This is a genomic window from Neisseria sp. HMSC078C12 (assembly GCF_001838065.1).
Lineage (GTDB): Bacteria > Pseudomonadota > Gammaproteobacteria > Burkholderiales > Neisseriaceae > Neisseria.
Window position 1 is genome coordinate 248,933 of the sequence record NZ_KV835608.1, and the last position, 21,015, is coordinate 269,947.

Consider the following 21,015-nt stretch of genomic DNA (forward strand, 5'->3'; position numbering starts at 1 on the left):
AGGTGAGAATAGCAATCCTAGGACTCGGAGTTATCGGAACAACTTATGCCTATGCTTTTCAAAAAGCAGGCCATCAAGTAAAACACATACTTAGAAACAGTAGGCGGAACAATGCTCCAAAATCTATCTCGGTTAATTTGCTAGATGGTCGCTGTAATTCCAAAGGGGAAAGCAAACATGATACCTATGAGGTTCAAGTGGCTGAAGCTCATTCAGAATATGATTTTATTTTTCTGAGTGTGCGTTATGGTTTTGTTAAAGAAGCCGTGAAAACCTTGCAAGAAAATAATATCAAAGGAACTCTAGTTTTCTTCTGCAATTTCTGGAATACTCGAAAAGAGATCCAGGAGTGGGCAGGAGAGTACGACTATATTTTAGCTTTTCCGACAGCTGGTGGACATATGACCGAGGATCATTTGGACGGTGTTCTGTTCGACCATTTAATGCTAGAAGGTGAGCAAAAAGCAAAAATTCTTAATTATGTCAATCTGACGACTTTACTGACCTCTGTAGATTTGAAGTGGGAAGTTCCTCATGATATGGTCGAGTGGATTTGGATTCATATGGCGATTAATGCGGGTGTTACTTCAACAGCTGCACGTTCGGGAAAACTGGAAAACCCGGAAGAGTTAGCCCTAAACTTGATGAATAGTTCTTCAGAATTATCATTAGCTATCAAAGCCATTCGAGAGGCTTTGAAAGTCGTTGAAGCACGTGGCGTAAATTTGAAGCTTTATAAAGCTGAGCTCTTACCTTACAAAATTCCCGCTTGGCTTGCCGGAAGAGCTATGAAAGTCATGTTTGCTAAAAATGAAATGACCCGAAAGATTATGACATTACACAATGACAAACAAGATATCTTCTATTGTTGTCAAAGTGTCTTTCAGACAGGTCAAGAGTTAGGTATTGAGATGCCCATTCTGGAAGCAAATATGAAGGGGATTTCGATCTAGAAGGTTTTAAGGGTCTCAGGCCGTCTGAAACATCGGTTTCATTTTTTCAGACGGCCTGAGACTTTTTCTGTTTCACACATTATAGGCACACCCATGAAAGCAATGATATTGGCCGCCGGTCGCGGCGAGCGTATGCGCCCGCTGACCGACCACACGCCCAAACCTTTACTCGAAGTAGCAGGCACGCCGCTTATCGGCTGGCACTTGCTCCGCCTGCAGCAGGCCGGATTTACTGAAATCGTCATCAACCATGCCTGGCTTGGCCAACAAATTGAAGACACCTTGAAAAACGGTGCGGACTACGGCGTGTGCATTGCCTATTCTCCCGAGCGTGCCGGAGGCCTGGAAACCGCCGGCGGCATTGCCACCGCCCTGCCGCTTTTGGGCAACGATCCGTTTTTGGTCGTCAATGGCGACGTGTTGACCGACATTGATTTCCAAGCTGCACGACTGGCTGCACAGCGCATACAGGAACACAACCTTCTCGCCCATTTGTGGCTGGTGGACAATCCGCCCCATCATCCCGAAGGCGACTTCGGCCTGCTTTCAGACGGCCTGGTATCCGCATCATCCGCAGACGGCCAAGCCCTAACTTTCAGCGGCGTGGGCGTTTATCATCCCGCGCTTTTCAAAGACACTCCGGCACACCAGGCTGCCAAGCTTGCCCCTCTGTTGCGTCAAGCCATGAGCCAAAACCAAATCAGCGGCGGACACCACAACGGCCTTTGGTTGGACGTCGGCACAGTCGAACGCCTGCAAGAAGCCGACCGTATCGCCCAAAGCTGGTAAAACAAAAGGGACATATCCGATACGCCCCTTTTAATACTCAAAGCCGTCTGAAAACATTGATCAAATCATTTTCAGACGGCCTCAATCCATCAATCAAATTTTGCCCATTTCTTTTCTTTCTTCATTCCCAACAGGCCATTGGTAATCATCACGCACAATCCCGACCAAATCAGTCCGTAGCCGATCAATGCGCCGCCCTGTACCGGCTCGCCCAGCCACACAATCGACACAATAAAAAGCAATACAGGCTCCAAATAGCTCAACATGCCGAACACTGCTACCGGCAGCAACTGATTCGCCTTCAAATTCAAATGCATGGATATTGCACTATTAAAACCCAGCAACACAATAAAAAAGATTAAAACCGGTTTGGCCGCAATCATCGCCGGCGTATCCGTTGCCAGCAGAATATACGCCAACGCAAACGGCGTAATCATCATCAAATCAAAGGTCAGCCCGATTAAGGAAGGCACGCCCAACTTACGGCGCAGCAGATAATAAAACGGATAAGTACCGAATACCCATACAGTCGTCCACGAAAACGCGCCCGACCGCACCAATTCACATGCCACGCCTGCACACGCCAAGATTACAGCCACCCTCTGCAACCGGTTCAAACGCTCTTTAAACCAAATCCGTCCGCCCAGCATCATCGCCAAAGGAAACAAGAAATAACCCATGGCAATGTTTACCCCTTCCCCATTGACCGGCCCCCAGACAAACAGCCACAACTGGCTGGCAAATATCGGCGTCGGCAATACAATCAGCAGCCACCGTTTCCAATCCCGGCCGACGCCATAAGCAAAACGCATTGCCGCCTGCCAACCGTTGACCATGGTCATCAGCACGCACAAGGCCGACAGCATGGCAACCATGCGCCAGGCAAACACCTCCGTCCCCGTCATCGGCCGCATCCACATACCGTACAGAAACAGCATGGAAAACAACAAATTGGACGCTACCGCAGCCAGCAAACCTTTGGATAAATTCGTCATTTCAGACGGCCTTTTGCAATCAATCAAAGTTAATATTGTAAAAAAACGGATGAAAAAAATTACTCATCTTTTTGAATGAAGTTTTACCGCAAACATCTATTTCATTAAAGGCCGTCTGAAAATCCTGTCTTCAGGTTTTCAGACGGCCTTTCATTACATCGAAGCAGTCTAATGCATCAACCCTGCTTCACAATATCCGACAGCGGCCAGCGCGGCTTGACATTGAATGCACCGACAGCCTGACGCTCGGCAAGACGCATCGCGCCGGCAAAGGCAATCATTGCGCCGTTGTCGGTGCAATAGGCCATCGGTGGGAAATAGACGTTGATTTTTTCTTCCTGCGGCTTGGGTTTGCCTTTTTCAGACGGCATCTTGACGGTCAAGCGCGAAAATTCATCGCGCAGTTTCCAGTTTGCACCCACACCACCGGCAACCACCAAAGTTCTGAAGCCGGTATCCAACAACGCTTTTTTGGCTTTGGCCGCCAATACGTCAACCACCGCATCTTGGAAAGCGCGGCAAATGTCGTTACGCGTCTGCTCGGGAATTTCATCGCAACCCGTTTCGGTACGGACTTTTTCGACAGCGGTCAAAACGGCGGTTTTCAAACCGGAAAAGCTCATTTGCAAATCGTGCGAATGGAGCATGGGGCGTGGGAACGTGAAGGCATCAGGCGTGCCGAGTTTGGCCAGCTCGGACAATTTGGCACCGCCGGGATAAGGCAAACCCAACAGCTTGGCCGTTTTATCAAACGCCTCTCCTGCCGCATCGTCCACGCTTTCACCCAGCAAGGTGTAATCGCCGATACCGCGTACAGCCATAAATTGCGTATGTCCGCCAGACACCAGCAAAGCGACAAATGGAAATTCAGGCTTGTCGTCTGCCAACAAAGGCGAGAGCAAATGGCCTTCAAGATGGTGGACAGGGATAACGGGCTTGCCGATGGCAAATGCCAAGGCGTTGGCGAAGCCCGAACCGGCCAGCAATGCGCCGCCCAAGCCCGGGCCTTGCGTAAAGGCAACCGCGTCGATGTTGGCATAGCCTACGCCTGCTTCCTTCAAGCAACCTTGCGTCAACGGCACCACACGGCGGATATGGTCGCGGCTGGCCAATTCGGGGACAACTCCGCCGTATTCGGCGTGCATCGCCATTTGTGTGTGCAAATGATGCGCCAACAGGCCGCGCTCGGTATCGTAGAGCGCAACGCCGGTTTCGTCGCAAGATGATTCAATTCCTAATACCAACATGGTTTAAGGCCGTCTGAAAAAATGATTAAAAACGATTCAGACGGCGTTTTCTCCGAAAACGGAAAAAGGCCGTCTGAAATAAAGTGCGGAATAAGCGGTTTACAAAGTGCCGTAAGAGTGCAGGCCGCTCAAGAACATATTCACGCCGATAAAGGCAAAGGCGGTAATGACCAGGCCGATAACCGCCCACCAAGCCAACACTTTGCCGCGCCAGCCTGCCACCAGCCGCAAATGCAACCAGACCGCGTAATTCAGCCAAACGATGAATGCCCAAGTCTCTTTCGGGTCCCAGCTCCAATAGCGGCCCCACGCGTCGGCCGCCCACAATGCGCCGAGAATGGTGGCAATCGTGAAGAACAGGAAACCGACGGCAATCGCTTTGTACATGACTTCTTCAATGACTTGAGATTGCGGCAGCCATGATTTTTTGCCCGCATCTTCTTTTCTGAGCGCCAACAGTTCGGCAATACCCAGCATGGCGGCGATACAGAATGCGCCGTAGCCGATAAAGTTGGCCGGAACGTGGATTTTCATCCACCAAGACTGCAAAGCAGGAATCAGCGGCTGAATGGTATGCGCCTCGCGCGAAACGCTGTACCACAAGACAAATCCGACTACGATCGCCATAAAGCTGAAGACAAATCCGCCCAGTTTTTGTACGGCAAAACGGCCTTCGTAATAGAGGTACATCAGCGCCGTAATGACCAAGAACAAGATGAATACTTCGTAAAGGTTGGAAACCGGAATATGGCCGGCATCGGGACGCAGCAGATAGCTTTCATGCCAGCGCACCAGCAGGCCGACAAAGCCCGCCATCGCGGAAACCCAGGCAAACACGCTCCCCATGCCCAAAAGCGTATTGGTCGGCACATTCTTGCGCACCGCCGCTATCGCGCCGACGATATAGGCAAACAAGGCAAAGAACACAAACGCGCATTGCCACATAATCGCCGACTGGCTGCTTAACAGGTATTTGAGCAGGAAGCCGTCTGCGCGTTTGATGTCGCCGCCATACAAATCAACGGCCAAATACGCCAAGCACACGCCCACAGGGATAAACCAGCGCATCGGTTTGAAAAACCAACCCAGAAAAACGGCAATACCGGCACTCGCCCACAAAATCACCATTTCATAGATGTCCATGTGCAGACCGACCTGGGTTTGGGCAATAAACGCACCGATGGCAATCAGCAGTGCGAATGCCCAGTCGAAGAGGTTGAGATTTCGGATAAATGATTTGTGTGTCAGAAGCTCATGCTCGGGCAAGGCCTGATGTTTGTTATTCATGGTTCAAATCCTTGGCAAGCTGCTGCAATTGCCGTGTGTGTTGCGGAAATTCTTTCTGCAAGTCGCGTTCGTTGCGGCTGGAAGACATGGCAAAACGGATACGGCCGTCTGAAAACAGCAGCCAAGCGCGTTTTTCACGAATATAGAACATAAACACCGTACCCAACACCAGCAATACTGAACCCAGATACACCAAGAATGCGCCCGGCGAACGGGTCATCTGCAATCCGGAAGAACGCACTTCGGAATAGCCGTCCAATTGCAGCAACATCGGCGCAGGATACTCGGTCAAACCGGTGTACGCGTCCATTGCATGCAGCAGGAATCGGTTGCGCTTTTCGTCTTGCGACCAAGCCGGCAGGTTGTATGTACTGATCGTGTCTTCCAAAGCGGCGTTCATCACGCCATAGAGCATCTCGTAGAAATAGCCCTGCATTTTTTCCTGCTGGTCTTTGGGAATATTGGTGGTAACAAATTTGTCCAAAGCCAAATAGCCGCCTTTGGCAAAAATCGACAAAGTATTTTCCGCCGCCGCCATGAATTGCTCGCGGATTTCGGCGGGTGCGCCTTTAACGGCATTGGCAACGGTTTTACGGCGTGCCGCATCGTCTTTCAAATATTGGCGCAAAGCCATAAAGGTATCGATTTTACCGTTTTTATCCATCGGAATGCGCAACCAGCGGTATTGCTGCGCCAAGCCGCTGCGCGTGCCGGTAATGAAGAAATAGTCTTCATCTTGTTTCAGCGGCAACATATAGTTTTTATATTCGACCGCCTGCCCCGCTTTGTCGCGGATACGGTAAACGATAGACGGGCCGATATTGGTGTATTTTTTGTCTTCCTGACGGACGGAGCGAACATCATTAAGGGCGGATTTCAGGTTTTGCTCTTTTTCAGATGGCTCGCTCATGTCTTCGACGTTCATCGAAGTAAACTGGTCGAATTCCAGTTTATAAGAGGTCTTGCCCAAATCCAGCGGAAACTCGCGCATGGAAGTCGCTTTGAGTTTGACCGGAGTGCGGTCGGCATCGGCCAGATTCCACGCTTTAAACGTCAAGTCCGAGCCGCCGTCGGCAAAACTTGCCTGATAAACCGTAATACCGTGTAACGTCAAAGGATGGTTGACGCGGATGGTGTGTTCGCTGACTTTGCCGGTCGCCTTGTCCGTGACTTCCAAGTCGCTGGCGAAATCGCGCGGCATACCGGTATCGTAAAAGTCGATATGGAATTTCTTCAATTTGACGGAAAACGGCAAGTCTTGCACCAGCATGCCGTTATCCGCATTCAGAAATACCACGTCCGCGCTCTGCCCTTCCGAAATATTGACATTGCCCCTAAACGACAAATTGGACGCCCCCAACACGCTTTCAGGCTTAAAGTCTTTGGCGTAAACCGCCGTATTGTCCGGCACGACCCGGCCGGTGAGCATACCGATTTTCAGTAGGATATTGCTGTCTATCAAACCGCCCAAACAAATCACAATCAGCGCGGCATGGGCAAAGATATAGCCCCATTTGTTCATCGCGCCTTTTTTCGCCGCCACCAAAACCGAACCGTCTTCACGCGTAACGGTTTTGCAGCCGTAGCCCTGCACTTCCAAATAACGTTGCGCGACTTCGGGCGTTACCTGTCCGTCTAAAACGATGGAATGGCGCATTGCCGCCAGCGATTTTTCCTTGGCGTTTTCACGGAAGGAACGAATCTCGCGCAAAAACGGCGGAACATTGCGAATCAGGCACAATCCGGTAGAAATCACCAAAAACATCATGATGACAATGAACCACGCCGAGGCGTACACGTCGTACAGGCCCAAAAAGCCGAAAATCTGCGACCAAAACGGGCCGAATTTCACCAAATAATCGACTTGCGGCTGGTTTTGTTGCAAGACCGTACCGATAATCGAAGCCACGCCCAACAGGCTGAGCAGGGCGACGGCAAAACGCATGGAGCTGAAAAAGGCAAACCATGGTCTGCGGATGAGTGGGACGGATGATGAAGATTTACTCATGTCTCAAATGTCGGCTTGGGGCAACCCGATTGATGGAACGGGCTGCTATGACGTGTGATGCGAAAGGAAGAATACTGCATATTGCAGTAAAAATCTTGCCGTCGCTATTTGAAAAAACCAATCAGGCTTATCGGTTTATATTGGCTAAGGCCGTCTGAAGGTTTTTCAGACGGCCTGTATCAATAAACTCGTTTCAAAACGAAATTTAGTGCAAACCTTGAATGAAGTTGGCTACTGCGTTCAACTCTTCTTCGCTCAGGCGGTTGGCAATATCGGCCATGATGGCGTTTTTACGTTGGCCGGATTGGTAAGCTTTCATTTGCTCGACAACGTACGCTTTGTGTTGACCGCCCAAACGAGGGTAGGCTTGGATTTCAGTACCGCCGCCCGGGATACCTGCGCCGCTAGGACCGTGGCAAGACATACATGCCGGCAGTTTTTTAGCGCTCAGGCCGCCGCGATAGATTTTTGCGCCCAGCTCCGGGTTTTCTTTAGGATTGGCTTCGCCCGGTTTGCCTTGTTGTTTGGCGTAGTAGGCGGCAGCGTCGCGGATGTCTTGTTCGGACAAGTTCATCACCATCGGTTTCATCACGCCGGCGGCGCCATGCGAACGTGTACCGTCTTTGATGGCCATGGTTTGGCCGTAGACGTAGGCCGCAGCCTGACCTGCCAGTTTAGGATAAGTTGCGATACCACTGTTACCATCGGCTGCGTGACACGCCGCACAGATAGTAGTCGCTACCTGTTTGCCTTTTTCAGCATCTGCTTTAGGGGCAGCGGAAACCGCACCGGCAGCCAATACCAAGGCCAATAAAGTCAATCGTTTCATGGAGTGCTCCTGATTACAGCATTGCGTACCGCGTCAATGCCTTTTTTATACTCAAATACCGGGGAATTTTCCCGATTAAAACCGATAATTCTATAAACGTGCTATTCTATACCAAGTTTACATTAAATTACTACTCAAATTACCAAACTGCTGCAACATAAATGCCCGATACAAATTATGATGTTGCAGTTTTGTTTCCATGTAAGGAAATACTGATGAACCTTTTTCAAAACGCCAAATTCTTTACAACGGTCAACCATCTGAAAGACCTGCCCGACACGCCGGCCGAGATTGCCTTTGTCGGCCGAAGCAATGCCGGCAAATCCAGCGCCATCAACACGTTAACTAATCACGTGCGCCTTGCCTATGTTTCCAAAACACCGGGCCGCACCCAACACATCAATTTCTTTGAGCTGGAAAACGGTAATTTCATGGTCGACTTGCCCGGCTACGGCTACGCGCAAGTACCTGAAGCCATCCGTGCGCACTGGGTCAAACTCTTGGGCGACTACCTGCAACAACGCCGCCAGCTGATCGGCCTGATTCTGATTATGGACTCGCGCCATCCGCTCAAGGCTTTAGACATTCAAATGCTGGACTTTTTCCACATTACCGGCCGTCCTGTGCATATCCTGCTGTCAAAAGCAGACAAGCTGTCTAAAAACGACCAGATTAAAACTTTGGCGGCGGTAAAAAAATCACTCAAACCCTACACCGACCGCCAAAAAATCAGCGTTCAACTGTTTTCCAGCCTGAAAAAACAAGGCATGGACGAAGTCAATCAAGTGGTCGGCTCATGGTTTGACGCGCATCGCGAAGAAATCGAGAATTTTGCAGGAGAAACATCGCCTGAATGATTGTAAAACAAGGAGGAATAAGATAAGTTGACCAACCGCAAATCTTATTCCGTCATTTAGTTTCTCAACATCGCGTTTACCATTTAATTCGGGGCATGTCTCACACATGCCCTTTTTTTCATCACGCTTTTTTGTTTTCACACGCAAGCCACAATCTCCACCAAATATACCATCACAATATATCAGCAAGACCGTCTGAAAGCGCGGCTTCAATCTCCATTATTATTAAAGTGTTAATTTTAGTATTGCAACTAATTACACATCTTAGCATTTTGCTCATATTCAGCTAATTGTTGAGGCATAGAATGCATTCATCGTTCAACAACACAGTAGGAAAGAAAATCATGAAACGCATTAATGCTTTTATTTCAAAAAAACTCATCATTGCCGGTATTATTGCTTCAAGTTTGGGCGTTGCCGGTGCTGCGGGTGCCGTGGCTTTTAAAGAAGGCATGTTTGCGCAGGTTTCCGGTCAGCAAGCGGCAGCAACGGCAGTAGCGCAAGTTGGCGGCGTGGCCAAAGATGTTGATTATAAATACAAACAGCATTTGGGTGGCCGTTATAAGGTGGAAATTTTAAAAGACGGGGTCGAATATGAGGCTCTGGTTGATGCTCAAAGCGGCAAAGTATTGGCGGTAGCGCAAGATAACGATCAAGACAAACGACACTTTGATAAGTATGATAAGCATGATAAGTATGATAAGCATCATAAACATGACAATGCTGAGCCCTCTTCATCGCAAAATACAGATTATCAGGCTCCTGCCGATGCTGTACCTGGCACACCTGAAAATGCAACCGCTTCCGAGGTAACAAAATCTTAATTTATTTAAACTTTAAAAAAGCCAATGCCGTCTGAAACTTTCAGACGGCATTGGCTTTAATGCAGCATTGTTTGAAACACAGCTCCTATCAAGCCCAATCGTTTTCAGACGGCCTTTGCCTCATCTTCGCCATCAGTCCAACCCGCTTCTTTCAATTTCCGCTGTTGCGCATCATATCGGGATTTTTCCGCCCAATACATTGTCTGAATACAGGCATCGCCGCACTCGCTGCCACAACATTCCCACGACTCGGGGCGGACAGGCTCGTCTAAAATCGGCTCGCCCAAGATGGCTTCGGCTTTATTCTTCAGGGTCGTATCCATCGGCGATTTCCAAGCGCGCACCGTCAAATTCAATCACTTCGCCGCCGCGTATTTTGGCGGTTTTACGGGTTTCGGTTTCGCCGTTGCGCAACACCAGCCCTTCGGCGATAAACGCTTTTGCCTGTCCGCCACTTTCGGCAAGGCCGGCCAATTTCAACAGGTCGCATAAGGCGATGTATTCGTTGTCTTCAAGATAGACGGTGGCTTCCATAATTCAATCCTTTTCAATAATGGCGATATTTTAACATGGCCGTCTGAAAGAAAATCCTCCTCCTGTTTTATTTGCTTTATCCAACCTCATTACATTTGGTTTTCAGACGGCCTTTCGCTGCCAACCCTGCTACAATACGCCTTTTATTGTTCACGCCGATTTTGCCATGACCGAGCCGACCTATATCCCCCTGCGCCTGCATACCGAGTTTTCGATTACCGACGGTATGGTGCGGATTAAAAAACTGATTGCCAAAGCGCAGGAATACGGTTTGCCTGCTTTGGGCATCAGCGATTTGATGAACGAATTCGGTTTGGTGAAATTCTATAAAGCCTGCCGCGGCGCGGGGATTAAGCCCATCGGCGCGGCGGACGTGTGGATAGGCAATCCGAATGCGCCCGACAAGCCGTTCCGCGCCATGCTGATTATCCGCAACGATGCGGGCTATCTGCGCCTGAGCGAGCTTTTGACGGCGGCTTATGTCGGCAAAGACCGCAATATCCATCATGCGGAACTCAATCCCGAATGGCTGGAAAACGGCGACAACAGCGGCTTGATTTGTTTGAGCGGCGCGCATTACGGCGAAGTGGGCGTGAATCTGTTGAACGGCAATGAAGACGCGGCGCGTGCGGCGGCGTTGAAGTATGCGGCTTGGTTTCCCGATGCGTTTTATCTGGAGCTGCAACGCCTGCCCGAACGTCCCGAATGGGAGGCTTGCGTTTCGGGCAGCGTGAAGCTGGCGGAGGAATTGGGTTTGCCGGTGGTGGCGACGCATCCGACGCAGTTTATGAGCCGCGACGATTTCAACGCGCACGAGGCACGGGTGTGCATCGCGGGCGGCTGGGTGCTGACGGACAAGAAACGTCCGCGCGATTTTACGCCGAGCCAGTTTTTCATTCCGCCGGAAACGATGCTGGAGCGTTTCGCCGACTTGCCCGAAGCCTTGGAAAACACGGTAGAAATCGCCAAACGCTGCAATATCCATATCACGCTGGGCAAAAACTTCCTGCCCCTGTTCCCGACGCCCGACGGCCTGTCGCTGGATGATTATTTGGTGAAACTGTCCAACGAGGGCTTGCAGGAACGCATGGTTCAGCTTTATCCCGACGAGGCGGAGCGGGCGGCGAAAATGCCAGAATATCAGGAGCGGCTGGATTTTGAGCTGAACATCATCATCCAGATGAAATTCCCCGGCTATTTCCTTATCGTACAAGACTTTATCAACTGGGCAAAAACGCACGGTTGTCCGGTGGGGCCGGGACGCGGTTCGGGCGCGGGTTCGCTGGTGGCGTATTCGCTGAAGATTACCGACCTCGACCCTCTGAAATACGCGCTGCTGTTCGAGCGTTTCTTGAACCCCGAACGCGTTTCCATGCCCGACTTCGACGTGGACTTTTGCCAAAGCAACCGCGGCCGCGTGATTGAGTATGTGCGCGACAAATACGGTGCAGAGGCGGTGAGCCAAATTGTGACCTTCGGCACGATGTCGTCCAAAGCGGTGATTCGCGACGTGGGGCGCGTACTGGAGCTGCCGTTTACCCTGTGCGACAAACTGTCGAAGCTGATTCCGCTGGAAGCCAACAAACCTTTGGGTTTGGACGACGCGATGAAGGCGGAGCCGCAGATTCAGGAATTGATCGAAGCGGAAGAAGCGGACGAACTGATTACGCTGGCGAAAAAGCTGGAAGACCTGACGCGCGGTCTGGGTATGCACGCGGGCGGCGTGTTGATTGCGCCGGGCAAGATTTCCGATTACAGCCCCGTGTATCAGGCAGACGAATCCGCCTCGCCCGTATCCATGTACGACAAGGGCGACGTGGAAGACGTGGGTTTGGTGAAGTTCGACTTTTTGGGCCTGCGCAACCTGACCATTATCGAAATGGCGCAGAACAACATCAAAAACACCACCGGCGATATTGTCGATGTCGGCAAAATCCCGCTTGACGACCAGGCCGCCTACAAAATCTTCCGCGATGCGAACACCACCGCCGTCTTCCAGTTCGAATCGACCGGCATGAAAAAAATGCTGAAAACAGCGCACACCACCAAGTTTGAAGAACTCATCGCCTTCGTGTCGCTCTACCGCCCCGGCCCGATGGACAACATTCCCGACTTCGTCGCGCGCATGAAGGGACAGGAATTCCAATACATCCACCCGCTGCTCGAAGGCATCCTCGCGCCGACTTACGGGATTATGGTGTATCAGGAACAAGTGATGCAGGCGGCGCAGATTATCGGCGGCTACTCGCTCGGCGGCGCGGACTTACTGCGCCGCGCCATGGGTAAGAAAAAGCCCGAAGAAATGGTGAAACACCGCGAAATCTTCGCCGAAGGCGCGGCAAAACAAGGCATTTCGCGCGAAAAATCCGACGAAATCTTCAACTACATGGAAAAATTCGCTGGCTACGGTTTCAACAAATCCCACGCCGCCGCCTACGCCCTGATTTCCTACCAGACCGCATGGCTCAAAGCCCATTACCCCGCCGAATTTATGGCGGCGACCATGTCGTCTGAATTGGACAACACCGACCAGCTCAAACATTTCTACGACGACTGCCGCGCCAACGGCATCGAGTTCCTGCCGCCCGACATCAACGAATCCGACTACCGCTTTACGCCATATCCGAATATGAAAATCCGCTACGCACTCGGCGCGATTAAAGGCACGGGCGAAGCCGCCGTCGAATCCATCATCGCCGCGCGGCAAAGCGGCGGCAAGTTTACCGGTCTGTTGGACTTCTGCGAACGCGTCGGCAAAGAACACATGAACCGCCGCACCCTCGAAGCCCTGATACGCGGCGGCGCGTTCGACAGCATCGAACCCAACCGCGCCATGCTCTTGGCAAACATCGACCTCGCCATGAACAACGCCGACCAAAAAGCCGCCAACGCCAATCAGGGCGGGCTCTTCGACATGATGGAAGACGCCATCGAACCGGTGCAGCTCATCGACGCGCCCATGTGGAGCGAATCGGAAAAACTCGCCGAAGAAAAAACCGTCATCGGCTTTTACCTGTCCGGCCACCCGTTCGGCCCGTATGCCCAAGAAGTCCGCCAAATCGCCCCGACCAAATTGGGCCGTCTGAAACCGCAAGACAGCGTGCGCCTCGCCGGATTCGTAACCGCCGTGCGCACCATGATGGGCAAGCGCGGCAAAATCGCCTTCGTCAGCCTCGAAGATTTGAGCGGACAGGTTGAAATCATGGTCAGCGGCCAGACGCTGGAAAACTGCGCCGACTACCTCAAGTCCGACCAAGTGCTGATTATCGAATCCAAAGTCAGCCGCGACGACTACGGCGGCGGTGACGGGCTGCGCATCATGGCCAACCAAGTCATGACCCTGCAAATGGCGCGCGAACGCTACGCCCGCAGCCTCAGCCTTGCCCTCGCCCCCGGCCACGACATCACGCGCCTCGCCGCCATCCTCACCGCCCACCGCCTGCCTGATACGGCGCACATCCCGTTGCAACTGTCGTACAGCAACGGTAAAGCATCAGGCAAATTGAAAATTGCGCCCAAATGGATGGTAACGCCAAGCACCGCCTTGTTTGACGAACTGGAAACATTGCTCGGCAGCAGGGCCGTCCGCGTGAATTGGTAAAACTAAAGGCCGTCTGAAACTACACGTTCAGACGGCCTTTAGTTTAAAAAGCGCTTTTAAAACATAAATCGGATAAAGATTCAGGCTTTCAGACGGCCTTATTGAATAGAGCAATCATCTGAAAAGTTTATTGCAAAAAGCCTTTGACTAATAAGGAAAGATAGCCAACAACAAAGAGGAGCGACAATGCCGAAACAATGCCAAGCATCCAGTAGATACATTGGTTCAGTACAGATTTTGCAGCGGTAAGCCGCAGCAGTTTTAAATACAGGGCAAACGAAGCAAAGGGGGTGAAAATACACCCCCTTTCCCTACAGATGCCCCATATCAAAGGCCGTCTGAAAAACAGTTTTATTTAACGATTTCAACCGGACCGTGGTCGTCGCAGTGGTCGCCGTGTTGGTGATGCAGGCGGCCGTTGACGATGTAGTCAACGTGATCGCCGTGCGGTACGGCTTCGTGGCCGCAACCTTCGCCGTGAACGTGGCCGTGGCAGGTGTCAACCGGATGGCAGCCGTCAGGATTGGTTTCATTGACGCTCAGGGCGTGCTCGTCGTAGTGGCCGTTGTGTTCATGGTGCAGGTGGCCGTCGTGCAGATAATCGACGTGGCCTTCATGTTTGATGGCAGTGTGGCCGCAGTGTGCGCCGTGAACGTGGTCATGATGTTCGTGGGTTTTACAGGTCATTTTTCTCTCCTAATGTTCAGTGAATAGCAATCTTTCTCGATTGATTATTCCATCTTATCTTTTTTTGATGCAAGCGTAAAAAAATTTACAGTTATTAATATATTGTTACGATATATCATCTATTGATATATCAGCCTATTTTGTTTTTCAGACGGCCTTTTATTTATCATTCATTTATTTTCAGCGGGTAATTTAACCCTTTCCGCCTATGCTGAATATCGAATTTTTCAGCCGTAACGGGTAATATTGAAACCAAGGGATGAATCCTTCAAACAAACAGGTACTGCAATGGGAAAACAAGCCAGACTTTATATGGTCCGCAGCACGCAAGGTGCGCTTTATGATGTATTTTTTGAACGCGGCGTGGCGGCATTGGCCTGGCCTATGCTGGCCGAAGCGGCGGCCAAGGGTTTTGGCCGTGAGGAGCTGACGGATATTTACCGTTCGGCCGTGCCGGATGTGAAGTTGAGAACGGCGCAATCGGGTGCGGCTCAGATGTGGCGGTTTGTCAACGAGTTGGCCGATGGAGATGCCGTACTGACCTACTCGCCCGCCCTGCGCCGTTATCGGGTCGGCAGGATTACGGGCGGCGCAGTGCATTGTCCGCAATGGGACGATGAAAAAATGTCGCTGGTGCGGCCGGTTGAGTGGCTGGGCGAAGTGTGCCGTGATGATTTGAGTACGGCAGCACAACGGGCTTTGGGCAGCGTGGCAACTTTGTTTGCGGTATCGGAAACGTGCGCGGCAGAAATTTTTGAACGCGTGGGTTTTCAGACGGCCTAAGAAGGGAAAGGAAACAGGATTATGTGGAACACCATGCATGAATGGCTGAACGCTTTGCCTGTCAGTGAAGAAATCATTAAATCGGCATTGATGTCAGTATTGATGATTGTGGCCGTCATTGCCGGGCGCAGCATCTTGCTCTCGGCGCATTTTCGCAGCCATCCGAATTTGAGCATTGAAAACAAACGCCGCTCGCTGGTGTTCAGCCGCAACGTAACCATGTTGCTGATCCTACTCGGGCTGGCGATGATTTGGGCGGCGCAGATTCAAACTTTAGCCTTGTCGATGTTTGCAGTGGCCGCGGCGATTGTGGTGGCAACCAAAGAGCTGATTATGTGTTTGTCCGGCAGTATCCTGCGCTCGGTAACCAAACAATATTCCATAGGCGACTACATCGAAATCAACGGCCTGCGCGGACGGGTGGTCGATATCAATATGCTGAACACGCTGATGATGCAAATCGGCCCTAATCCGTTAATCGGCCAGCTTTCCGGCAAAACGCTCTCGTTTCCCAACAGCCTGCTTTTGAGCCATACCGTGCGCCGCGACAATATTTTGGGCAATTATGTGATTCATACGGTGGAAATCCCCGTGCCGATTCATTTGGATTCGGACGAAATCATAGGCCGTCTGAAAGCTGTGCTTGAGCCGTTGTGCGCGGCCTATGTTCCCGTTATCCAACAATATTTGGAAAACGTTCAAGCGCAAAAACTCTTTATTACCCCCGCCGCCCAGCCGCGCGTGTCCCGCGTGCCGCACGATGACAAGGTGTACCACATCATCGTACGCTTCGCCTCCCCCGTTTCCAAACGGCTGGAAATACAACAGGCCGTCTTAGACGAATTTTTGCGCACGCAATACCGACTGATCAACCAAACAAAATAGTACGGTGTGTTTATTGATACAATCAAATCCCTTACAATAATAAAGTTCACAATCAACAATAAGGAAAAGTCATGTTGCCCGAATCAGCCCTTGCCGAAATGTATCCCGTCATTATGACCCCCAGCCATGACGGCAAATATTTCCACAACTACACCCTTTCGCTTCTGAACATCGTCCACACCAACGCCTCCCTCGGCCTGCCGCTGCAAGTAATGATGCAGCGCGGCGAAAGCCTGATTACGCGCGCGCGCAACAACTGCGTGGCCAAATTTTTGGAAAACAAAGAATGGACGCATTTATTCTGGATTGACTCCGACATCGGCTTCTCTCCCGACTCATTCTACCGCCTGCTCTTGGCTGACAAAGACGTTGTGGCCGGCGTTTATCCGCTCAAACGCGAAAACTGGCCCCAAGCAGGCCTTCCTGCCGGCATGACCCAAGCCGATTTCGAGCGCATGTACACTTCTTACACCGTCAACACCAACGACAAAAATGAAAACGGCGAAATCGTCCTGAAAGTCGATGAAGAAGGCTTTATGAAGGTTCATGACGCACCAACCGGCTTTATGGTCATCAAACGCAGCGTATTTGAAAAAATGATAGAGGCTTATCCCGAGTTGAACTACGTCTCCGACAGCGACTACAGCCCGGAAAACAAAGGCCTGCACTACCGTTTCTTCGACTGCATGGTCGATCCCGAAAGCAAACGCTACCTGTCCGAAGACTACACCTTCTGCCACCTCTGGCGTCAAATCGGCGGCGAAGTGTACGTCGACGTACAATCTAACCTGACCCACCAAGGCGCAAAAGTGTATCACGGCTCGTTTGCCGAATCCCTGCAAACCAATGTTGCCAATGCGGTTTACGCCCCCGAAGGCACCACCATGCGCCTCGAACTGGCCGCCCCGTTGCACGCCAATCCGCGCGGTCCGGAATAAGGCTGACCGACAGGCAGGCAGGCAGGCAAAACACTTTAATTCTGCCTGTCTGCCACCATATAGCGCCTATCGTTTTCTTTTCAGACGGCCCCAAGGCCGTCTGAAACCATCTTATTCAGGAGAAACCATATGAGCGACAACGTCCTGCTCCACTTGGGCGAAGAACCCCGTTTCGACCAAATCAAAACCGAAGACATCAAACCCGCCCTGCAAACCGCCATTACCGAAGCGCGCGAACAAATCGCCGCCATCAAAGCGCAAACGCACACCGACTGGGCAAACACTGTCGAAAAACTGACCGACATTACCGAACGCGTCGGCCGCATTTGGAGCGTGGTTTCCCATCTCAACTCCGTGGTCGATACGCCCGAATTGCGTGCCGTATACAACGAATTGATGCCTGAAATCACCATCTTCTTCACCGAAATCGGTCAAGACATCGAGTTGTACAACCGCTTCAAAATCATTAAAAACTCTGCCGAATTCGACACCCTCTCCCCGGCGCAGCAAACCAAGCTCAACCACGACTTGCGCGATTTCGTCCTCAGCGGTGCCGAATTACCGCCCGAACAGCAGGCAGAATTGGCGCAACTGCAAACCGAAGGCGCGCAACTGGGTGCCAAATTCGCACAAAACATCCAAGACGCGACCGACGCTTTCGGCATTTACTTTGACGATGCAGCGCCGCTTGCCGGTATCCCCGAAGACTCCATCGCCATGTTTGCCGCCGCCGCGCAAAGCGAAGGCAAAACAGGCTACAAAATCGGCCTGCAGATTCCGCACTACCTCGCCGTCATCCAATACGCCGACAACCGCGAACTGCGCGAACGAATCTACCGCGCCTACGTTACCCGCGCCAGCGAATTGTCCGACGACGGCAAATTCGACAATACGGCCAACATCGACCGCACCCTCGAAAACGCATTGAAAACCGCCAAACTGCTCGGTTTCAAAAACTACGCCGAGCTGTCGCTGGCAACCAAAATGGCCGACACGCCCGAACAGGTTCTGAACTTCCTGCACGACCTTGCCCGCCGCGCCAAACCGTTTGCCGAAAAAGACTTTGCCGAAATCAAGGCCTTTGCGCGCGAAAACCTGAATATCGAAGACCCGCAATCGTGGGATTTGAGCTACGCCGCCGAAAAACTGCGCCAAGCCAAATACGCCTTCAGCGAAGCCGAAGTGAAAAAATACTTCCCTATCAGCAAAGTCTTGGCAGGCCTGTTTGCCCAAATCAAAAAACTGTACGGCATCGAGCTGGCTGAAAAAACCGTCCCCGTTTGGCACAAAGACGTGCGCTATTTCGAGCTGAAACAAGACGGCCAAACCATCGGCGGCGTTTACATGGACTTGTACGCACGCGAAGGCAAACGCGGCGGCGCATGGATGGACGGCTACAAAAGCCGCCGCCGTTTCGCCGACGGTACGCTGCAACTGCCGACCGCCTACCTCGTCTGCAACTTCACCCCGCCTGTAGGCGACAAAGAAGCGCGTTTGAGCCACGACGAAATCATCACCCTCTTCCACGAAACCGGCCACGGCCTGCACCACTTGTTGACCCAAGTTGACGAAGTGGGCGTATCCGGCATCAACGGCGTCGAATGGGACGCGGTCGAGCTGCCCAGCCAATTCATGGAAAACTTCGTTTGGGAATACGACGTATTGGCGCAAATGTCCTCGCACGAAGAAACCGGTGCGGTATTGCCGAAAGAGCTGTTCGACAAAATGCACGCGGCTAAAAACTTCCAACGCGGTATGTTCCTCGTCCGCCAAATGGAATTTGCCCTCTTCGATATGGAAATCTACCATCAGGAAGACGAAGGCCGTCTGAAAGAATGGCCGCAAATCTTGGACAAAGTGCGTCAAGAAGTCGCCGTAACCCAACCGCCGGCATACAACCGCTTTGCCTTGAGCTTCAGCCACATCTTCGCCGGCGGCTACGCCGCAGGCTATTACAGCTACGCATGGGCGGAAGTTTTGAGCGCAGATGCTTACGCGGCGTTTGAAGAAAGCGACGACGTGGCCGAAACCGGCCGCCGCTTCTGGAAAGAAATACTGGCCGTCGGCGGTTCGCGCAGCGCAGCCGAATCCTTCAAAGCCTTCCGCGGCCGCGAACCAAGCCTGGATGCCCTGCTCCGCCACAGCGGTTTCGACAACGCAGCTTGATTTGAAAATCCGCCGTTTTAAACAGAATGGTTGCTGATTCAAAGTTAAAGGCCGTCTGAAATGTTTCAGACGGCCCTTCGGTTGGCGCAATTAATGAGGAACAATAAATACGTCCAATCTCTAACAATTTTTTCGGGAGAAACTGAAGCACGTATTTCAAACCCCAATCTCCCCCGGCCCATCGCTCAAATCAATTTTTGCCCTTTTTATCGCCGGCGGCCAAACGCATATTGATAAATTCCATCATCAAATCTTTTTTCGTCCAGAAAAAGGATTTCATTTTTTCCAAAGAATAGATTTTCCGAATCATCGCCGGCAATCCTGCGTGAACGATGGCCGCGACTTCGCCATTGGTTGTTTCATTGTCCATGGCGGCTTTGAGGTTTAGATTGTGCGTATTCAGGTAGTCGCAAAGCGCTTTTCTGACGCTGCTGCTGATTTCAAATTGTTTCATGTTTTCCGTCCATAATGCTTTTATAGTTAAATAGCATAGGATTCTAGCAAGTTTTTTGCATTGTGCATATCTCAATGTGCATATTATTGCGGAATTTACAATTTGGCTTTTGGGTAAAATCATGCCTGCAACACATTGTTGCGGCGCACCCTGCCGGATTGTTTTGACTATTTTGTTTCGGCTTGGGCCGCATTGCGGATAAAATAACGGTTTTAGGTGTTGAGGCCGTCTGAAATGTATTTGTGGTTTAAGCTGTTGCACATATTTTTTGTAATTTCTTGGTTTGCAGGACTGTTTTATCTGCCGCGGATTTATGTGAATCTGGCGCAATTGGAACCCGGCAGCGCGGAATATGTACGGCTGACGGATATGTCGCGGCGGCTGTACCGCTTTATGTCGCCTTTGGGCTGGGGAACGCTGATATTCGGCGCGGCCATCGGCTTTGTTAATAATTGGTGGGGCAACGGCTGGCTGGCGGTTAAATTATTGTGCGGCCTACTGCTCTTGGCTTATCAGCTTTATTGCGGCCTGTTGCTGCGCCGTTTTCAAAACGGCAGCAATGTGTATTCGCACCGCTGGTATCGGGTATTCAATGAACTCCCCGTTTTGATGATGGTGGCCGCGCTTTATATGGTGGTTTTCAAGCCGTTTTGATCTTCAGACGGCCTATTTGGTAAATAAGGAAAGAATTCATGACGGTCGAAATCGAACGCCGCTTTTTGCTGGCGGATGACAGTTGGCGCGAAGCGGCAAGCGAGCCGCTGGTGTTGCAACAGGGCTATTTGAGCGTGGAAAAAGAGCGCACCATCCGTGTGCGGATTATCGGTTCGCAAGCCTGGCTGACCCTGAAAGGCTATATTTCCGACATGACGCGCAGCGAATTTGAATACGAAATTCCTCTGGCTCACGCGCAGGCGATGATGGCGGATATGTGCCCGTTTAAAATGGAAAAATACCGCTATCGTGTCGAATTTGAAGGCTTTGTGTATGAAATCGACGAATATTTCGGCGACAATGCGCCCTTGATTGTGGCGGAAATCGAATTGCCGTCTGAAGATACCGAGTTTCCCAAACCGTCTTGGTTGGGCAAGGAAATTACGTCAGACGGAAAATTCACCAATGCGTATTTGAGCAAACATCCGTATTCGTCTTGGACGGAATAACGAGTACAACCCACA

20 protein-coding genes are annotated in these 21,015 nt (G+C 51.3%); 11 read left to right on the forward strand and 9 right to left on the reverse strand.

The window, feature by feature from the left end; genetic code table 11:
* The first annotated feature begins 2 nt into the window (after positions 1-2).
* Together HMPREF2596_RS06250 and murU are read left to right on the forward strand one after the other, a co-directional pair.
* Positions 3-953, forward strand: a complete 951-nt coding sequence (locus tag HMPREF2596_RS06250) for a ketopantoate reductase family protein (RefSeq protein WP_003749018.1) — start codon at positions 3-5, stop codon at positions 951-953.
* A 93-nt stretch (positions 954-1,046) separates the two neighbouring features.
* Positions 1,047-1,742, forward strand: coding sequence for an N-acetylmuramate alpha-1-phosphate uridylyltransferase MurU (murU, locus tag HMPREF2596_RS06255; protein ID WP_070850288.1), 696 nt, complete (start codon positions 1,047-1,049; stop codon positions 1,740-1,742).
* Between the two features lie 89 nt (positions 1,743-1,831).
* On the opposite strand, the gene rarD is transcribed toward murU, so the two are convergent.
* The 5 genes from rarD to HMPREF2596_RS06280 all read right to left on the reverse strand — a co-directional run bounded on the left by rarD (position 1,832) and on the right by HMPREF2596_RS06280 (position 8,108).
* The gene (gene rarD, locus HMPREF2596_RS06260; protein WP_070850290.1) at positions 1,832-2,737 is read right to left on the reverse strand and encodes an EamA family transporter RarD; all 906 of its coding nucleotides are present in this window, start codon (positions 2,735-2,737) and stop codon (positions 1,832-1,834) included.
* Positions 2,738-2,913: 176 nt separating this feature from the next.
* Positions 2,914-3,984 (reverse strand): tRNA (adenosine(37)-N6)-threonylcarbamoyltransferase complex transferase subunit TsaD, encoded by a 1,071-nt coding sequence (gene tsaD / locus HMPREF2596_RS06265; RefSeq protein ID WP_070850292.1) that lies wholly within the window; start codon positions 3,982-3,984, stop codon positions 2,914-2,916.
* Between the two features lie 99 nt (positions 3,985-4,083).
* Entirely contained in the window at positions 4,084-5,271 is a 1,188-nt protein-coding gene (gene ccsB, locus HMPREF2596_RS06270) for a c-type cytochrome biogenesis protein CcsB (protein ID WP_070850294.1), read from the reverse strand.
* A complete protein-coding gene (locus HMPREF2596_RS06275; RefSeq protein ID WP_070850296.1) occupies positions 5,264-7,216 on the reverse strand; it encodes a cytochrome c biogenesis protein ResB in 1,953 nt (650 codons plus the stop codon). Before HMPREF2596_RS06275 ends, ccsB begins: the two co-directional genes overlap by 8 nt.
* 268 nt (positions 7,217-7,484) lie before the next feature.
* A complete protein-coding gene (locus HMPREF2596_RS06280) occupies positions 7,485-8,108 on the reverse strand; it encodes a c-type cytochrome (protein ID WP_036492747.1) in 624 nt (207 codons plus the stop codon).
* Between the two features lie 215 nt (positions 8,109-8,323).
* On the opposite strand from HMPREF2596_RS06280, the gene yihA reads away from it, so the two are divergent.
* A complete protein-coding gene (gene yihA / locus HMPREF2596_RS06285) occupies positions 8,324-8,965 on the forward strand; it encodes a ribosome biogenesis GTP-binding protein YihA/YsxC (protein WP_003749033.1) in 642 nt (213 codons plus the stop codon).
* A gap of 344 nt (positions 8,966-9,309) precedes the next feature.
* Entirely contained in the window at positions 9,310-9,789 is a 480-nt protein-coding gene (locus HMPREF2596_RS06290; protein WP_283140409.1) for a PepSY domain-containing protein, read from the forward strand.
* A gap of 104 nt (positions 9,790-9,893) precedes the next feature.
* Here HMPREF2596_RS06290 and HMPREF2596_RS06295 read toward each other — a convergent pair whose 3' ends face one another.
* Together HMPREF2596_RS06295 and HMPREF2596_RS06300 are read right to left on the reverse strand one after the other, a co-directional pair.
* Positions 9,894-10,112, reverse strand: a complete 219-nt coding sequence (locus HMPREF2596_RS06295; protein ID WP_070850300.1) for a hypothetical protein — start codon at positions 10,110-10,112, stop codon at positions 9,894-9,896.
* Positions 10,090-10,323 (reverse strand): RNA-binding S4 domain-containing protein, encoded by a 234-nt coding sequence (locus tag HMPREF2596_RS06300; protein WP_002221492.1) that lies wholly within the window; start codon positions 10,321-10,323, stop codon positions 10,090-10,092. The genes HMPREF2596_RS06295 and HMPREF2596_RS06300 overlap by 23 nt, the downstream gene beginning before the upstream one ends.
* A gap of 166 nt (positions 10,324-10,489) precedes the next feature.
* On the opposite strand from HMPREF2596_RS06300, the gene dnaE reads away from it, so the two are divergent.
* Positions 10,490-13,924 carry a DNA polymerase III subunit alpha gene (gene dnaE / locus HMPREF2596_RS06305; protein ID WP_070850303.1) on the forward strand — a complete coding sequence of 1,145 codons (3,435 nt, stop codon included), beginning with the start codon at positions 10,490-10,492 and terminating at the stop codon, positions 13,922-13,924.
* 351 nt (positions 13,925-14,275) lie between these two features.
* On the opposite strand, the gene HMPREF2596_RS06310 is transcribed toward dnaE, so the two are convergent.
* Complete coding sequence (locus HMPREF2596_RS06310) at positions 14,276-14,611, reverse strand: hypothetical protein (protein ID WP_070850305.1); 336 nt, start codon at positions 14,609-14,611, stop codon at positions 14,276-14,278.
* A 288-nt stretch (positions 14,612-14,899) separates the two neighbouring features.
* On the opposite strand from HMPREF2596_RS06310, the gene HMPREF2596_RS06315 reads away from it, so the two are divergent.
* The 4 genes from HMPREF2596_RS06315 (at position 14,900) to HMPREF2596_RS06330 (ending at position 19,383) form a co-directional block, all read left to right on the forward strand.
* Positions 14,900-15,394: a restriction endonuclease gene (locus tag HMPREF2596_RS06315; protein WP_070850307.1), complete on the forward strand. Its 495-nt coding sequence runs from the start codon at positions 14,900-14,902 to the stop codon at positions 15,392-15,394.
* A gap of 21 nt (positions 15,395-15,415) precedes the next feature.
* Positions 15,416-16,279: a mechanosensitive ion channel family protein gene (locus HMPREF2596_RS06320; protein WP_070850309.1), complete on the forward strand. Its 864-nt coding sequence runs from the start codon at positions 15,416-15,418 to the stop codon at positions 16,277-16,279.
* Positions 16,280-16,350: 71 nt separating this feature from the next.
* Positions 16,351-17,217: a trafficking protein particle complex subunit gene (locus HMPREF2596_RS06325; RefSeq protein WP_070615877.1), complete on the forward strand. Its 867-nt coding sequence runs from the start codon at positions 16,351-16,353 to the stop codon at positions 17,215-17,217.
* A 129-nt stretch (positions 17,218-17,346) separates the two neighbouring features.
* Positions 17,347-19,383: a M3 family metallopeptidase gene (locus HMPREF2596_RS06330; protein WP_070850311.1), complete on the forward strand. Its 2,037-nt coding sequence runs from the start codon at positions 17,347-17,349 to the stop codon at positions 19,381-19,383.
* Positions 19,384-19,573: 190 nt separating this feature from the next.
* Here the strand turns inward: HMPREF2596_RS06330 and HMPREF2596_RS06335 are convergent, their stop codons facing one another.
* Positions 19,574-19,837, reverse strand: coding sequence for a hypothetical protein (locus tag HMPREF2596_RS06335; protein ID WP_070850313.1), 264 nt, complete (start codon positions 19,835-19,837; stop codon positions 19,574-19,576).
* A 234-nt stretch (positions 19,838-20,071) separates the two neighbouring features.
* Here HMPREF2596_RS06335 and HMPREF2596_RS06340 point away from each other — a divergent pair, with 234 nt between their 5' ends.
* Both HMPREF2596_RS06340 and HMPREF2596_RS06345 read left to right on the forward strand, forming a co-directional pair.
* Positions 20,072-20,491: a CopD family protein gene (locus HMPREF2596_RS06340; RefSeq protein ID WP_036492713.1), complete on the forward strand. Its 420-nt coding sequence runs from the start codon at positions 20,072-20,074 to the stop codon at positions 20,489-20,491.
* A gap of 38 nt (positions 20,492-20,529) precedes the next feature.
* On the forward strand, positions 20,530-21,000 hold the full coding sequence (locus HMPREF2596_RS06345) for a CYTH domain-containing protein (protein ID WP_070765232.1): 471 nt from the start codon (positions 20,530-20,532) through the stop codon (positions 20,998-21,000).
* Positions 21,001-21,015 lie beyond the last annotated feature (15 nt).

Bases quoted from the DNA above. Each gene is read 5' to 3' on its own strand.
- HMPREF2596_RS06290 (WP_283140409.1), top strand. From the start codon at position 9,310: ATGAAACGCATTAATGCTTTTATTTCAAAAAAACTCATCATTGCCGGT.
- ccsB (WP_070850294.1), bottom strand. From the start codon at position 5,271: ATGAATAACAAACATCAGGCCTTGCCCGAGCATGAGCTTCTGACACAC.
- rarD (WP_070850290.1), bottom strand. From the start codon at position 2,737: ATGACGAATTTATCCAAAGGTTTGCTGGCTGCGGTAGCGTCCAATTTG.
- HMPREF2596_RS06330 (WP_070850311.1), top strand. From the start codon at position 17,347: ATGAGCGACAACGTCCTGCTCCACTTGGGCGAAGAACCCCGTTTCGAC.
- HMPREF2596_RS06310 (WP_070850305.1), bottom strand. From the start codon at position 14,611: ATGACCTGTAAAACCCACGAACATCATGACCACGTTCACGGCGCACAC.
- HMPREF2596_RS06320 (WP_070850309.1), top strand. From the start codon at position 15,416: ATGTGGAACACCATGCATGAATGGCTGAACGCTTTGCCTGTCAGTGAA.
- HMPREF2596_RS06300 (WP_002221492.1), bottom strand. From the start codon at position 10,323: ATGGAAGCCACCGTCTATCTTGAAGACAACGAATACATCGCCTTATGC.
- yihA (WP_003749033.1), top strand. From the start codon at position 8,324: ATGAACCTTTTTCAAAACGCCAAATTCTTTACAACGGTCAACCATCTG.
- HMPREF2596_RS06340 (WP_036492713.1), top strand. From the start codon at position 20,072: ATGTATTTGTGGTTTAAGCTGTTGCACATATTTTTTGTAATTTCTTGG.
- murU (WP_070850288.1), top strand. From the start codon at position 1,047: ATGAAAGCAATGATATTGGCCGCCGGTCGCGGCGAGCGTATGCGCCCG.
- HMPREF2596_RS06295 (WP_070850300.1), bottom strand. From the start codon at position 10,112: ATGGATACGACCCTGAAGAATAAAGCCGAAGCCATCTTGGGCGAGCCG.
- HMPREF2596_RS06345 (WP_070765232.1), top strand. From the start codon at position 20,530: ATGACGGTCGAAATCGAACGCCGCTTTTTGCTGGCGGATGACAGTTGG.
- HMPREF2596_RS06315 (WP_070850307.1), top strand. From the start codon at position 14,900: ATGGGAAAACAAGCCAGACTTTATATGGTCCGCAGCACGCAAGGTGCG.
- dnaE (WP_070850303.1), top strand. From the start codon at position 10,490: ATGACCGAGCCGACCTATATCCCCCTGCGCCTGCATACCGAGTTTTCG.
- HMPREF2596_RS06275 (WP_070850296.1), bottom strand. From the start codon at position 7,216: ATGCGTTTTGCCGTCGCCCTGCTCAGCCTGTTGGGCGTGGCTTCGATT.
- HMPREF2596_RS06335 (WP_070850313.1), bottom strand. From the start codon at position 19,837: ATGAAACAATTTGAAATCAGCAGCAGCGTCAGAAAAGCGCTTTGCGAC.
- HMPREF2596_RS06280 (WP_036492747.1), bottom strand. From the start codon at position 8,108: ATGAAACGATTGACTTTATTGGCCTTGGTATTGGCTGCCGGTGCGGTT.
- HMPREF2596_RS06325 (WP_070615877.1), top strand. From the start codon at position 16,351: ATGTTGCCCGAATCAGCCCTTGCCGAAATGTATCCCGTCATTATGACC.
- tsaD (WP_070850292.1), bottom strand. From the start codon at position 3,984: ATGTTGGTATTAGGAATTGAATCATCTTGCGACGAAACCGGCGTTGCG.